A 13,885-nucleotide genomic window follows, 5' to 3' on the forward strand; every position below is an offset into this window, starting at 1 on the left:
AACCTCACCGCCAGTCACAGCCCGCTTTTACGAATCCCAAATCCCGAATCTCAAATCCCGGTGTCCCATGGATAAAGCCCTCTACGTCGCGATGACCGGTGCCCGCGCCTCACTGCAGGCGCAAAGCACCGTCTCGCATAATCTCGCCAATGTCGATACGGTGGGATTCAAGGCCGCGTTGGCCAACACCGAGGCGTTCAAGATCCAGGGCAATGGCTATCCGTCGCGGATCGATGCGCTGCATGTGGACCAAGGGTTCGATCGTAGCCAGGGCCATCAGAAGGTCACCGGCAACCCGCTGGACGTGTCGCTGCAGCAGGACCGCTGGTTGGCGGTGCAGTCGCCCGACGGCAGCGAGGCCTACACCCGCAACGGCGAATTGGCGCTCACCGCCAATGGCCAGCTGGTCACCGCCAACGGACACGCCGTGCTGGACGAAGGCGGCAACCCGATGACGATCCCGCCGCACCAGGCGATGGAGATCGGCAGCGACGGCAGTATTTCCATCATTCCGCAGGGCGAAGGCCCGCAGACCATGGCCATCGTCGGCAAGATGAAGGTGGTGGATGCGCCCGCCGACCGTTTGACGCGGCGCCCCGACGGGCTGATGCGCAACACCAGCACCGACCCGGCACAGGCGTTTGCGGTGGCCACCGGCAAGACCGTCAACAGCGGCATGCTGGAAGGCAGCAACGTGGACGCGGCCGGCGCGCTGGTGGAAATGATCCAGTTGCAGCGGCAGTTCGAAATGCAGGTCAAGATCATCAAGAACGGCGACGACAACGCGCAATCGGCCAATTCGCTGTTGCGGGTGAGCGGCTAAGCGCCACTGGCGCCCAAGGCCGCACCGTCGGTTGGCTCGCCGCTCTGCCGAGCACCTTGATGGCCGCCGCCCGGGTTCGCTGCAGAGCGGCTGGTTTGTGACTTGGCTGCAGGGTCCTTGCCCGCCCACCATCGCGGGACACGCCGCAAGTACGTCCTTGTAGGCTCTTACGCGGCATCCATGCCGCGTAAGGTCCCGCGACAGTGGGCGGGCAAGGACCTGTCGAGATGGTCGGTGCGCATGGTGCACACGTGCCTGACGTGGGCTGCTGGGATCACGGCCCATCCAGTCATCTTCTCCATGCAGGCCTCAGGCCTGGCAATGGACAAGTTTTAAGGGAGGAACCGACAAACTCTCTGGTGCGGTGTCCTCGCCGCTTGCGGGACCGTTGGCGGCATGGATGCCGCCATCGAGCCCCCAGGGATGGGTTCACGGCGTGTCCCGCGAGCGGTGAGGGCACCGCACACTCGACCGACTCAGAGTTTGCCCTGATCCAGGACCACGCTAACAAGAAGCGGCTAACAAACTCCACCGCTCTCCGCCAAGCGAGCAAGACGCTACAACCGGCAACCTGCAACAGACCTCCAAGCGGATCTATCACGCAGCCCCACCGCTGCCGCTAGCTGCCGCCCCTGCCCCACGCAGCTCGCCCCCCCCACTCCACGTGACCCACTGCACACCCGGCAGAAATCCGACGCGGGTTTGGCACGGCACGTGCATATACCCACCCGTACCCGGAACACATCCCCGGGTCTAACGAGGAATCGGGTCATGAATCAGGCTTTGTGGGTCGCCAAAACCGGGCTGGATGCGCAGCAGACGCGCATGTCGGTCATTTCCAACAACCTGGCCAATACCAATACCACCGGCTTCAAGCGCGACCGTGCCGCGTTCGAAGACCTGTTGTACCAACAGGTGCGTGCGCCCGGCGGCTCGACCTCCGCGCAGACGCAGCTGCCGACCGGCCTGCAACTGGGTACCGGCGTGCGCGTGGTGTCCACCTTCAAGGGGTTCGACCAGGGCAGCCAGCAGCAGACCGGCCGCGCGCTGGACGTGATGGTCAACGGTCGCGGTTTCTTCGAAGTGCAGATGCCTGATGGCACCTCGGCCTACACCCGCGACGGCACCTTCCAGATCAACGCCCAGGGCGAACTGGTCACCAACAGCGGCTACCCGCTGCAGCCGGGCATCCAGGTGCCGGAAGGCGCGCAGTCGCTGACCATCGGCAACGACGGCACCATCAGCGTGACGCTGGCCGGCCAGGCCGCCGCGCAGGAAATCGGCGCATTGACGCTGACCGACTTCATCAATCCCTCGGGCCTGCAGGCCAAGGGCGAAAACCTGTTCGTCGAAACCACCGCTTCGGGCCCCGCACAAAACGGCACGCCTGGCCTCAACGGCCTGGGCACCACCGTGCAGGGCGCGCTGGAAGGCAGCAACGTCAATACGGTGGAAGAGCTGGTGAGCATGATCGAGACGCAGCGCGCCTACGAAATGAATGCCAAGGCCATCTCCACCACCGACTCGATGCTCGGTTACTTGAACAACAACGTCTGATCGGCTCGCCGCTCCTCGCCCTCTCAGGAATCAACGCCATGTCACGCCTGCCTTCTCTCTCCCGCCTGTGCCTCGCCATTGCCTGCAGCGCGCTGCTGGGTGGCTGCGTGGCCGCCGGCGATGTACGTCCGTTCGCCGAACTGGCGCCGATCGTGCCGGTGGTGGCACCGGTGGCGCAGCCGACGGCCGGTGCGATCTACGCCGCCGGCCCCAGCCTGAACCTGTATGGCGATCGCCGTGCCCGCGATGTCGGCGATCTGCTGACGGTGAACCTGGTCGAAAGCACTACCGCCTCGTCCACCGCCAACACCAGCATCAGCAAGAAGGACGCCACTACCATGGGCGCGCCGACGCTGCTGGGCGCACCGCTCACCGTGGGTGGCTTGAATGTGCTGGAAAACAGCACCAGCGGCGACCGCAGCTTTGCCGGCAAGGGCAACACCGCACAGAGCAACCGCATGCAGGGCAGCGTCACCGTCACCGTGATGCAACGCCTGCCCAACGGCAACCTGGTGATCCAGGGGCAGAAGAACCTGCGCCTGACCCAGGGCGACGAACTGGTGCAGGTGCAAGGCATCGTGCGCGCCGCCGACATCGCCCCGGACAACACCGTGCCCTCCAGCAAGGTGGCCGACGCCCGCATCGCTTACGGCGGCCGCGGCGCGATCGCGCAGTCCAATGCAATGGGCTGGCTGAGCCGCTTCTTCAATTCCCGTCTGTCGCCCTACTGAGCCTGCGACCATGAACCTGTCTTCCCTGCCCTTCCGTCTGCTGGCTGCCGCCGTCGCGCTGTGCGCGCTTGCCGCGCCGGCCAGCGCCGAGCGCATCAAGGATCTTGCCCAGGTCGGCGGCGTGCGCGGCAACGCGCTGGTCGGCTACGGCCTGGTGGTTGGCCTGGACGGCAGCGGCGACCGTACCAGCCAGGCACCCTTCACCGTGCAGAGCCTGAAGAACCTGCTCGGCGAGCTGGGCGTCAATGTTCCGGCGAACGTCAACCCGCAGCTGAAAAACGTCGCGGCCGTGGCCATCCATGCCGAATTGCCGCCGTTCGCCAAGCCCGGCCAGCCCATCGACATCACCGTTTCCTCGATCGCCAACGCAGTGTCGCTGCGCGGCGGCTCGCTGCTGATGGCACCGCTGAAGGGCGCCGATGGCCAGGTCTATGCGATGGCGCAGGGCAACCTGGTCGTTGGCGGCTTCGGTGCGCAAGGCAAGGACGGCTCGCGCGTTTCGGTCAATGTGCCCAGCGTCGGGCGCATTCCCAACGGCGCCACCGTCGAACGTGCATTGCCGGACGTGTTCGCCGGTACCGGCGAGATCACCCTCAACCTGCACCAGAACGACTTCACCACCGTCTCGCGCATGGTCGCGGCGATCGACAGCAGCTTCGGCGCCGGCACCGCGCGTGCGGTCGACGGCGTGACCGTGGCGGTGCGCTCGCCGACCGACCCGGGTGCGCGGATCGGCCTGTTGTCGCGGCTGGAAAACGTCGAGCTCTCCCCGGGCGATGCACCGGCCAAGGTGGTGGTCAATGCGCGTACCGGCACCGTGGTCATCGGCCAGCTGGTGCGGGTGATGCCGGCCGCCATCGCGCATGGCTCGCTCACCGTCACCATCAGCGAAAACACCAACGTCAGCCAGCCGGGCGCCTTCAGTGGCGGCCGCACTGCGGTGACCCAGCAATCGACGATCACGGCCACCTCCGAAGGCAGCCGCATGTTCAAGTTCGAAGGCGGCACCACGCTCGATCAGATCGTACGCGCAGTCAACGAAGTGGGCGCCGCGCCCGGCGACCTGGTGGCCATCCTGGAAGCGCTCAAGCAAGCCGGTGCGCTGACGGCGGAGCTAGAGGTGATCTGACATGCGTATCGCAGCCTCGCCCATTGATCTCAACCCGAGCACCAAGGCCGATCCGGCAAAGATCGACAAGGTCTCCCGTCAGCTCGAAGGTCAGTTCGCGCAGATGCTGGTCAAGAGCATGCGCGATGCGAGCTCCGGCGACCCGATGTTTCCGGGCCAAAACCAGATGTTCCGCGAAATGTACGACCAGCAGATGGCCAAGGCGTTGACCGACGGCAAGGGGCTGGGACTGTCGGCGATGATCTCCAAGCAGCTCAGTGGCGACACGGGCGGCCCGGCCTTGAACACCTCGTTGAACACTGCCGAAGCGGCCAAGGCGTACGCCCTGGTTGCCGGCAAGCGCGACGCCTCGTTGCCGCTGCCCGCCCGCGACGGCGCGGCCACCGGCATCACGACCAGCAGCGTGGCGAAGGCGGCCCTGGGCGCAGGCAACTTGAGCGGCATCGGCATGAGCCAGGTGCTGGATCTGATTGCCGGGCGTACCGGCGCTGGCGAAGCCGGCAGCGACGATGCTGCAGCACTGAGCTGGCCGTCGGCCAACGATCGCTGGGCCGATGTGGCCGCCAGCGATGCAGCCGATGCCAATGCCGCGGTCAATGCGAGTGCCGCCAGCAGCGCCGCTGCCAGCCTGGGCGAGCGCACCCCGGAAGGCTTTGTCGCCAAGATCTGGACGCATGCGCAAAAGGCTGCGCGCGAACTGGGTGTGGACCCGCGCGCGCTGGTGGCCCAGGCCGCATTGGAAACCGGTTGGGGCCGTCGCGGCATCGGCAACGGTGGCGACTCCAACAACCTGTTCGGCATCAAGGCCACCGGCTGGAGCGGCGACAAGGTCACCACCGGCACCCACGAATACGTCAACGGCGTCAAAACCACCGAAACCGCCGATTTCCGCGCCTATGGCTCGGCCGAGGAGAGTTTTGCCGACTACGTGCGGCTGCTGAAGAACAACAGCCGTTACCAGCCCGCGCTGCAGGCCGGCACCGATATCAAGGGTTTTGCACGCGGCTTGCAACAAGCCGGATACGCCACCGATCCGGGCTATGCGGCCAAGATCGCGGCGATCGCCAACGGCCCGACCATCGACCGTGCGGTGGCCGCCATCGGCAATGCGGCGGCCGATCTGTCCAACCGCTATGCCAGTACCGCCGAGCCGGCCGGGCTCGGCACCATCCGTCGCTGAGGTAAACGCTCATGTCCATCATGTCCACCGGGACCAGCGCGCTCATCGCCTTCCAACGGGCGTTGTCGACCGTTAGCCATAACGTCGCCAACATCAATACCGAAGGCTATAGCCGCCAACGTGTGGAATTTGCAACGCGCACGCCCACCGACATGGGCTACGCGTTCGTGGGCAATGGCGCCAAGATCACCGATGTGGGCCGGGTCGCCGACCAGCTGGCCATCTCGCGCCTGCTCGACAGCGGCGGCGAACTCTCGCGCCTGCAGCAGCTGTCCTCGCTGTCCAACCGCGTCGACGCGCTGTACTCCAACACCGCCACCAACGTGGCCGGGCTGTGGTCGAATTTCTTCGATTCCACCAGCGCGGTGTCGTCCAACGCCTCCTCCACCGCCGAGCGCCAGAGCATGCTCGACAGCGGTAATTCGCTGGCGACGCGCTTCAAGCAGCTCAACGGGCAGATGGACAGCCTGAGCAACGAAGTCAACAGCGGATTGACCTCCTCGGTGGACGAAGTCAACCGCTTGACGCAGCAGATCGCCAAGCTCAACGGCACCATCGGCAGCAGTGCCCAGGCGGCAGCGCCGGACATGCTGGATCAGCGCGACGCGCTGGTGAGCAAGCTGGTCGGTTTTACCGGCGGCACGGCGGTGATCCAGGACGGCGGCTTCATGAATGTTTTCACCGCCGGCGGTCAGCCGCTGGTGGTCGGTACCACCTCTTCCAAACTCGTCACCGTTGCCGACCCGTATCAGCCGACCAAGCTGCAGGTGGCGATGCAGACCCAAGGCCAGAACGTCAGCCTCAGCGCCAGTTCGCTGGGCGGCCAGATCGGCGGTCTGCTGGAATTTCGCAGCAGCGTGCTCGAGCCGACCCAGGCCGAACTCGGCCGCTTGGCCGTGGGCATGGCCAGCACCTTCAATGCCGGCCACAGCCAGGGGATGGACTTGTATGGCGCGATGGGCGGGAACTTCTTCAATATCGGTTCGCCTACCGTTGCCGCCAATCCGAGCAATACCGGCAGCGCATCGCTGAGCGCCAGTTTCAGCAACGTGAGCGCCGTTGACGGCCAGAACGTCACGCTCAGCTTCGACGGCACCACCTGGAAAGCCATCAACGCCAGTACCGGCTCTGCCGTGCCGATGACCGGTACCGGCACCGCCGCCGACCCGCTGGTGCTCAATGGCGTCAGCATGGTGGTGGGCGGCACGCCGGCCAGCGGCGACAAGTTCCTGCTGCAGCCCACCGCCGGGCTGGCCGGCAGCCTGTCGGTGGCCATTACCGATCCCTCGCGGATTGCCGCCGCCACCCCGGTCAAGGCCACCGCCACGGTCGCCAACCTGGGCACCGGCAAGATCAGCGACGTCAAGGTCACCAATGCGCAGAATCCCGCGCTGCTGACCCCCTCGTCGATCGAGTTCATCGACGCCAACCAGTACACCATCAATGGCGCCGGCCCGTTCGCCTACACCGCCGGCCAGACCATCAGCGCCAACGGCTGGAGCTTCGCGCTGGACGGCGCGCCCAAGGCCGGCGACACCTTCGGCGTCGGCCCAATGGGCGCAGGCTCCAGCGACAACGGCAATGCCAAATTGCTGGCCAACATCGACGATGCCAAGGCGCTCAGCGGTGGCACGGTCACCCTCAATGGCGCGCTCTCCGGCCTGACCACCTCGGTGGGTTCGGCCGCGCGTGCGGCCAGCTATTCGGCCGATGCGCAGAAGGTCATCAACGACCAGGCGCAGGCCAGCCGCGACTCGATTTCCGGCGTCAACCTCGATGAGGAAGCCGCCAACATGCTGAAGCTGCAACAGGCCTACCAGGCCGCCGCACAGATGATCTCTACCGCCGACACCGTCTTCCAAGCCATCCTGGGTGCCGTACGCTGATGACCGACCGTATCTCCACCAGCATGATGTACAGCCAGTCGGTCGCCTCGATGGGCGCCAAGCAGTCGCGGCTGAACCAGCTCGAATCGCAGCTCTCCAGTGGGCAGCGCCTGGTCACCGCCAAGGACGACCCGGTGGCTGCGGGCACGGCGGTCGGCCTGGACCGTGCCCTGGCGGCGATCACGCGCTTCGGCGAAAACGCCAACAACGTGCAGAACCGGCTCGGGCTGCAGGAAAACGCGCTGTCGCAAGCCGGCGACAAAATGGCGCGCGTCACCGAATTGGCGGTGCAGGCCAGCAATTCTTCGCTCAGCCCCGATGACCGCAAGGCGATCGCCTCGGAACTGACAGCGCTGCGCGAGAGCATGGTGAGCCTGGCCAACAGCACCGACGGCACCGGACGCTACCTGTTCGGCGGCACCGCCGATGGCAGTGCGCCTTTCATCAAGAGCAATGGCAGCGTCACCTACAACGGCGACCAGACCCAGAAGCAGGTCGAAGTGGCGCCGGACACCTTCGTCAGCGACACCCTGCCCGGCAGCGAAATCTTCATGCGCATCCGCACCGGCGACGGCACCGTGGATGCGCACGCCAACGCCGCCAACACGGGGACCGGCTTGCTGCTGGATTTCAGCCGCGATGCGAGCACCGGCAGCTGGAACGGTGGAAGTTACAGCGTGCAGTTCACCGCCGCCGACACCTATGAAGTGCGCGACAGCACCAATACGGTGGTCGGCACCGGCACCTACAAGGAGGGCGAAGACATCAACGCCGCCGGCGTGCGCATGCGCATCAGCGGCGCCCCGGCGGTGGGCGACAGTTTCCAGATTGGCGCCTCCGGCACCAAGGATGTGTTCTCCACCATCGACGACCTGGTCGGCGCGCTCAACTCCGATACGCTGACCGCGCCGCAGAAGGCTGCGATGATCAACACGCTGCAGTCGTCCATGCGCGACATCACCCAGGCATCTTCGAAGATGATCGATGCGCGCGCCTCCGGCGGCGCGCAGTTGTCGGCCATCGACAATGCCAACTCATTGCTTGAATCCAACGAAGTCACGCTCAAGACCAGCCTGTCGTCGATCCGCGACCTGGATTACGCCTCGGCGATTGGGCAGTACCAACTCGAGAAGGCCTCGTTGCAGGCCGCTCAAACGATTTTTCAGCAGATGCAGTCCTCGTCGTTGTTCAACATCATCCGCTGATTTTGCCGCAGAAAACCTGGGTTTTCTTCGCTCCTGCGCGTGAGCGCTTGCGCAGGCGGACGGAGTTTATTTTTCGAAGAGTTATACCAACGCTAAAGATTGGCGGGGTGCTGCCGAATAAACCAAACCCCTTGATACACAACGCTTACGTATTTCGTCCCGACGCAGAAAGACAGTAAAAAATACTGAATTTCGCTAAAGGTTCCCGACGCAACGCCGTTATTCATCTCAGCAGCGGCAACGGCCAACTTGATGGCCCCCCTGCGGAGGCTCCAGGCAAGTCCCCCTTGCCGGAAAAATCGCTTAGGAGAAATCAAAATGGCACAGGTAATCAACACCAACGTAATGTCGCTGAACGCTCAGCGGAACCTCAACACCAGCAGCGCCAGCATGTCGACGAGCATCCAGCGTCTGTCGTCTGGTCTGCGCATCAACAGCGCCAAGGACGACGCCGCAGGTCTGGCGATCTCCGAGCGTTTCACCACGCAGATCCGCGGCCTGGACGTTGCCTCGCGTAACGCCAACGACGGTATCTCGCTGGCCCAGACCGCCGAAGGCGCGATGGTGGAAATCGGCAGCAACCTGCAGCGTATCCGCGAGCTGTCGGTGCAGTCGTCCAACGCCACCAACTCGTCCACCGACCGTGACGCGCTGAACTCGGAAGTCAAGCAGCTGACCGCGGAAATCGACCGCGTTGCCAACCAGACCAACTTCAACGGCACCAAGCTGCTGGACGGCTCGTTCTCCGGCGCGCTGTTCCAGGTCGGCGCCGACGCCGGCCAGACCATCGGCATCAACAGCATCGTCGACGCCAACGTCGATTCGCTGGGCAAGGCCAACTTCGCTGCCGCCGTCTCCGGCGCCGGCGTCACCGGCACCGCCACCGCTTCTGGTTCGGTCAGCGGCATCAGCCTGTCGTTCAAGGACGCCAGCGGCTCGGCCAAGAGCGTCACCATTGCCGACGTCAAGATCGGCGCCGGCGACACCGCTGCCGACGTCAACAAGAAGGTCGCCTCGGCGATCAACGACAAGCTCGACCAGACCGGCATGTACGCCTCGATCAAGAGCGACGGTTCGCTGCAGATCGAATCGCTGAAGGCTGGCCAGGACTTCACCTCGCTGTCGGCTGGCACCTCCAGCGCCGCTGGCATCACCGTCGGCGCCGGCATCACCACCGCTTCGGCCGCTTCCGGCTCCACCGCTTCGACCCTGAGCAGCCTGGATATCTCCACGTTCTCCGGCTCGCAGAAGGCCCTGGAAATCGTCGACAAGGCGCTGACCGCGGTCAACTCCTCGCGCGCCGACATGGGTGCGGTGCAGAACCGCTTCACCTCCACCATCGCCAACCTGAGCGCAACCTCGGAAAACCTGTCGGCCTCGCGTAGCCGTATCCGCGACACCGACTACGCCAAGGAAACCGCCGAACTGACCCGCACGCAGATCCTGCAGCAGGCCGGTACCGCGATGCTGGCGCAGGCCAAGTCAGTTCCGCAGAACGTGCTGAGCCTGCTGCAGTAACTGGCAGTGACCTGCCGCCGCAACGCGGCAGTGCTCCGCAGCACGTCCAAAGCCCCTCTTCGGAGGGGCTTTTTTTGTGGCCGCGGCCCGTCCACGCCCGCCATGGACGGTTTGTTGACGCGCGCCGCCGGCCACCACGGGCATGGAACTTGCATCGATAGTCGTCGTGCGCGTGACCCCTCGCCGCCGCTAAAGTCCTCGCGGATGCGGCCGATACCCGTCACGTAATCCCATGCGTCCGTCTGTTTCGGGCGCCCAGACGAGGAATGCAACATGGCATCGGTGATCAGCACTTCTGGCTCCGGATTGGACATCCCTACCGTGGTGTCCACCCTGGTGTCCCGGCAGAAAGACCCCGAGCAAGCACGCATCAACAAGGCCGGCACCGCCGCAACCACGCAGTTGTCGGCGATCAGCCAGATCAAGAGCAGCATGACCACGCTCAAGTCTGCGCTGGACAAGGTGATCAGCAGCGCCGACACCAACGCCTACAAGGCCACGGTGCCGACCGATGCCGGCTTCACCGCCACCACCACCAGCTCGGCGGCGCCGGGCAACTATTCGGTGGAAGTGGTCTCGCTGGCGACCTCGCAGAAATTGGCCTCCGGTGCATTCGCTGCCGATGCCACCGTGGGTAGCGGCACGCTGACGATCGGCTATGGCGATCAGAGCGTCACCGTGGACATCAGCGGCACCGACAAGCTCACCGACATCGCTGCAGCCATCAACAAGGCCGCCGGCGGCAAGGGCGTGACTGCCAGCGTGGTCACCGCCAACGATGGCCAGCACCTGGTCTTCAATGCGGTCGACTCCGGTACCAAGGGCGCACTGACCATCAGCGCCAGCGACCCCAGCCTGAGCAGCCTGACCTACGGCCCCGGCGTCACCGGCGGGCTGAACCAGACCGTCGCCGCCGCCGACGCGCTGGTACGCGTGGACGGTTTCGAGCGCACGTCCAGCTCCAACACCGTCAGCGACATCGTGCCCGGCGTGGTGCTCACCCTGACCAAGGCCGCTGAAGGCACCAAGTTCAATCTGGGCGTGGCCGCCGACACCAGCGGCCTCAAGGGCAACCTCACCGCGTTCGCCGCGGCCTACAACACCGCCAACACGCTGCTGGCCAAGAGCAGCAGTTATGACGCCACCACCAAGACCGCCTCGGCGCTGACCGGCGATTCGCTGGTGCGCAATCTGCAGCAGCAGCTGCGCGGCCAGGTCAGCGGCAACGTCAACGAACTCAAGGCCCTGGGCCTGACCATCGACAAGGATGGCGTGATGAGTTTCGACGGCGCCAAGTTCGACACCGCCATCGCCTCGGACGGTGGCGCCGCGGCCGAGGTGTTCGGCAAGGACAGCAAGTTCAGCGGCACGCTGAGCAAAGTGCTGGACAGCAACGTCAATGTCACCAACGGCACGCTGACCCTGCGCTCGGACAGCTTGAACAAGACCATCAAGGGCTATGAGTCGGAGCTGGACGATCTCGATGCGCGCATGGAAAAACTCAGCGACCGCTACACCGCCCAATTCACCGCAATGGAAACCATGATCAGCCAGCTGCAGAGCAGCACCAGCTCGCTCAGCAGCCTGCTGACAAGCTGATTTCCGTGATGACGATCCTCAAGTCCTGTCAGGGTATTGCCGATACAAGTAAGGCCTATCGTGATTTCGGCCTTGCCTTCCGGCAGGAGCGTCGTCGCAGGAGCGCAGCGCTCCGGGACCAGCGAAGGTCAGCCCATTGAGGAGTCATCCATGTACGGTTCCAATCGTCAGTATGCCGAGCAATATCGCAAGGTCGGCGTGTCCACCAGCGTGACCGAAGCCGATCCGCACAAGCTGGTCTCGCTGCTGTTTGCCGGTGCTTGCCAGCGTATTCGTCTGGCCCAGGCCTGCCTGGCGCAGGGCGATCAGGCGCGCAAGGGCAAGGCCATCGGCGAGGCTTGCGCGATCGTCGGTCACTTGAACGGCTCGCTCGATCACGAAGCCGGTGGCGAGATCGCTGGTAACCTCTCGGCCCTGTACGACTACGTGATGCAGCGGCTGACCGCGGCCAACCTGCACAACGACGAGACCGCGTTGACCGAAGCGCTGGGGTTGCTCAGCGAAATCGACTCGGCGTGGAACTCCATCCCCCTCGAACAACGCGGCCTTTCCGCCGTTTCGTGAGTCCTGCCATGCATAGCGTGCAAAGCCTTCAAGCAGAAATCGCCGACCTCCGCCTGGCCATGGCGCAAGAGGAGTTCGAGGCGATGCCGCAGATGCTGGACAACCACGACCTGCACCTGCGCGAATACGCGCAGCAGGTGGACATCCAGCAGGACCGCGACGCGCTGCAGGCCTTGCTCACCATGCATCAGGACTTGATGCGGATGATGCGCGAGCGGCAGCGCAAGCTGCTGGAACTGATCCGCGCACAGCGCACCTCATCGTCGGCCAGCCGCGCCTACGCGCGGGTCGGACGGATCTGATGAGCGCGCTCGGCACACTCGCGCCATCGGCCGATGCCGAGCTGTTTGCCGACACGCTCAGTTGCCAATTGCAGTTGCCGGCCGGCTTCCGCGCCGGGAGCGATGCGGGCGCGCACAGCGCCGCTGAAACCCTGTTGCGCAGTCTTGGCCAGGTCGAAGACCTGCGTAGCGAAGAAACCAGCGAAGACCGCGGCGAACTGCCGCTGCTGGTGCAGCGCATGGACGCCAAGCTGGATTTGATGCTGGCGCTGATCGGCCGCCTGGTGCGCCAGGGCGACAGCGGCCTGAGCCAGGGAATGGTGCACTGGTCGGTGCGCGGGATCCGCCTGAGTTGCGCAACCAGTCACCCGCCCGGCACAACCGGCGCCGTTTGCCTGCAGCCGTCCGACTGGCTTCCTGAACTTGTACAGCTTTCTGCCACCGTGCTGGCGAACGCGAGCGATGGCCACGATGTCTGGCTGTGGCTGCGGTTTGCCCCGCTCGCGCCCGGCCTGCAGGACGCGCTGGAACGCCACCTGTTTCGCTTGCACCGCCGTCAGATCGCCGACGCCCGCCGCCAGCGTTGATCCGATAGTTGGCGCCGGGCGCCGGGTCAGCTAAGGTGCCCTTTACTGAAAAAGGTCTCTTCTGCGCCGTGCGAGTCATCATCGTCGACGATCACACCCTTGTCCGTGCCGGCCTGTCCAGGCTGCTGCAAACCTTCGCCGGCATCGATGTCGTGGGCGAAGCCAGCAATGCGCAACAAGCCCTGGACATGACGTCCCTGCACCGGCCCGACCTGGTGCTGATGGACCTGTCTTTGCCCGGCCGCAGCGGCCTGGATGCCATGACCGACGTGCTGCGCGCCGCGCCGCGCACGCACGTGGTGATGATGTCGATGCACGACGACCCGGTGCATGTGCGCGATGCGCTTGATCGCGGCGCGGTCGGCTTCGTGGTCAAGGACGCCGCGCCGCTGGAACTGGAATTGGCGTTGCGCGCCGCCGCCGCCGGCCAGGTGTTCCTGAGCCCGCAGATCTCGTCCAAGATGATTGCGCCGATGCTGGGCCGCGAAAAGCCGGTCGGCATTGCCGCGCTGTCGCCGCGTCAGCGCGAGATCCTGCGCGAAATCGGCCGCGGCCAGAGCAACAAGGAAATCGCCGCCGATTTGGGCATCAGCGTCAAGACCGTGGAAACCCACCGCGCCCGCATGATGGAATCGCTCGGATGCCGTCGCGCCAACGATCTGGTGCTGCTGGCCGCCAAACATCACAACGAGTTGGTCTGACGCGCTATCCGGGCACGCGTGGGCCAGCGACGCTGAAAACAGTGACGGGATTCCGGCGGGCACGCTTGAGCCCGCCTGCAACGTCAGGAAGTTCCTGACAAACTGTCGGGAAAATCATGAGTCA

General features: G+C 65.0%; 13 protein-coding genes and 1 pseudogene. All 14 read left to right on the forward strand.

Features of this window, described 5'->3' with window-relative positions:
- Window positions 1-67: 67 nt before the first annotated feature.
- The 14 genes and pseudogenes from flgF (at window position 68) to J7396_RS20365 (ending at window position 13,761) form a co-directional block, all read left to right on the forward strand.
- Window positions 68-823, forward strand: a complete 756-nt coding sequence (gene flgF, locus J7396_RS20305) for a flagellar basal-body rod protein FlgF (RefSeq protein WP_209262012.1) — start codon at window positions 68-70, stop codon at window positions 821-823.
- Between the two features lie 176 nt (window positions 824-999).
- Window positions 1,000-1,277, forward strand: a pseudogene (locus tag J7396_RS22810) (hypothetical protein).
- A gap of 317 nt (window positions 1,278-1,594) precedes the next feature.
- Entirely contained in the window at window positions 1,595-2,380 is a 786-nt protein-coding gene (gene flgG, locus J7396_RS20310) for a flagellar basal-body rod protein FlgG (protein WP_003482961.1), read from the forward strand.
- 38 nt (window positions 2,381-2,418) lie between these two features.
- A complete protein-coding gene (flgH, locus tag J7396_RS20315; protein ID WP_005914445.1) occupies window positions 2,419-3,111 on the forward strand; it encodes a flagellar basal body L-ring protein FlgH in 693 nt (230 codons plus the stop codon).
- Window positions 3,112-3,121: 10 nt separating this feature from the next.
- Window positions 3,122-4,240, forward strand: coding sequence for a flagellar basal body P-ring protein FlgI (locus J7396_RS20320; RefSeq protein ID WP_017154650.1), 1,119 nt, complete (start codon window positions 3,122-3,124; stop codon window positions 4,238-4,240).
- Between the two features lies 1 nt (window position 4,241).
- Complete coding sequence (locus J7396_RS20325) at window positions 4,242-5,420, forward strand: flagellar assembly peptidoglycan hydrolase FlgJ (protein ID WP_089141534.1); 1,179 nt, start codon at window positions 4,242-4,244, stop codon at window positions 5,418-5,420.
- Window positions 5,421-5,431: 11 nt separating this feature from the next.
- Window positions 5,432-7,306 carry a flagellar hook-associated protein FlgK gene (gene flgK / locus J7396_RS20330; RefSeq protein ID WP_014090125.1) on the forward strand — a complete coding sequence of 625 codons (1,875 nt, stop codon included), beginning with the start codon at window positions 5,432-5,434 and terminating at the stop codon, window positions 7,304-7,306.
- Entirely contained in the window at window positions 7,306-8,511 is a 1,206-nt protein-coding gene (flgL, locus tag J7396_RS20335; RefSeq protein WP_003482970.1) for a flagellar hook-associated protein FlgL, read from the forward strand. The genes flgK and flgL overlap by 1 nt, the downstream gene beginning before the upstream one ends.
- Before the next feature lie 318 nt (window positions 8,512-8,829).
- A complete protein-coding gene (locus J7396_RS20340) occupies window positions 8,830-10,029 on the forward strand; it encodes a flagellin (RefSeq protein ID WP_016848727.1) in 1,200 nt (399 codons plus the stop codon).
- A 273-nt stretch (window positions 10,030-10,302) separates the two neighbouring features.
- On the forward strand, window positions 10,303-11,628 hold the full coding sequence (fliD, locus tag J7396_RS20345; protein ID WP_031422562.1) for a flagellar filament capping protein FliD: 1,326 nt from the start codon (window positions 10,303-10,305) through the stop codon (window positions 11,626-11,628).
- 150 nt (window positions 11,629-11,778) lie between these two features.
- A complete protein-coding gene (gene fliS, locus J7396_RS20350; protein WP_014090121.1) occupies window positions 11,779-12,192 on the forward strand; it encodes a flagellar export chaperone FliS in 414 nt (137 codons plus the stop codon).
- An 8-nt stretch (window positions 12,193-12,200) separates the two neighbouring features.
- Window positions 12,201-12,494, forward strand: a complete 294-nt coding sequence (locus J7396_RS20355) for a hypothetical protein (RefSeq protein WP_008575949.1) — start codon at window positions 12,201-12,203, stop codon at window positions 12,492-12,494.
- Window positions 12,494-13,060, forward strand: a complete 567-nt coding sequence (locus J7396_RS20360; protein WP_209262013.1) for a PilZ domain-containing protein — start codon at window positions 12,494-12,496, stop codon at window positions 13,058-13,060. Before J7396_RS20355 ends, J7396_RS20360 begins: the two co-directional genes overlap by 1 nt.
- A 68-nt stretch (window positions 13,061-13,128) precedes the next feature.
- A complete protein-coding gene (locus tag J7396_RS20365; protein ID WP_003482986.1) occupies window positions 13,129-13,761 on the forward strand; it encodes a response regulator transcription factor in 633 nt (210 codons plus the stop codon).
- The last annotated feature ends 124 nt before the right edge of the window (window positions 13,762-13,885 follow it).

The sequence above is a fragment of the Xanthomonas sp. A1809 genome (genome assembly GCF_017746015.1).
Taxonomy (GTDB): Bacteria; Pseudomonadota; Gammaproteobacteria; order Xanthomonadales; family Xanthomonadaceae; genus Xanthomonas; species Xanthomonas euvesicatoria.

Bases quoted from the DNA above. Each gene is read 5' to 3' on its own strand.
- flgF (WP_209262012.1), top strand. From the start codon at position 68: ATGGATAAAGCCCTCTACGTCGCGATGACCGGTGCCCGCGCCTCACTG.
- flgG (WP_003482961.1), top strand. From the start codon at position 1,595: ATGAATCAGGCTTTGTGGGTCGCCAAAACCGGGCTGGATGCGCAGCAG.
- flgH (WP_005914445.1), top strand. From the start codon at position 2,419: ATGTCACGCCTGCCTTCTCTCTCCCGCCTGTGCCTCGCCATTGCCTGC.
- J7396_RS20320 (WP_017154650.1), top strand. From the start codon at position 3,122: ATGAACCTGTCTTCCCTGCCCTTCCGTCTGCTGGCTGCCGCCGTCGCG.
- J7396_RS20325 (WP_089141534.1), top strand. From the start codon at position 4,242: ATGCGTATCGCAGCCTCGCCCATTGATCTCAACCCGAGCACCAAGGCC.
- flgK (WP_014090125.1), top strand. From the start codon at position 5,432: ATGTCCATCATGTCCACCGGGACCAGCGCGCTCATCGCCTTCCAACGG.
- flgL (WP_003482970.1), top strand. From the start codon at position 7,306: ATGACCGACCGTATCTCCACCAGCATGATGTACAGCCAGTCGGTCGCC.
- J7396_RS20340 (WP_016848727.1), top strand. From the start codon at position 8,830: ATGGCACAGGTAATCAACACCAACGTAATGTCGCTGAACGCTCAGCGG.
- fliD (WP_031422562.1), top strand. From the start codon at position 10,303: ATGGCATCGGTGATCAGCACTTCTGGCTCCGGATTGGACATCCCTACC.
- fliS (WP_014090121.1), top strand. From the start codon at position 11,779: ATGTACGGTTCCAATCGTCAGTATGCCGAGCAATATCGCAAGGTCGGC.
- J7396_RS20355 (WP_008575949.1), top strand. From the start codon at position 12,201: ATGCATAGCGTGCAAAGCCTTCAAGCAGAAATCGCCGACCTCCGCCTG.
- J7396_RS20360 (WP_209262013.1), top strand. From the start codon at position 12,494: ATGAGCGCGCTCGGCACACTCGCGCCATCGGCCGATGCCGAGCTGTTT.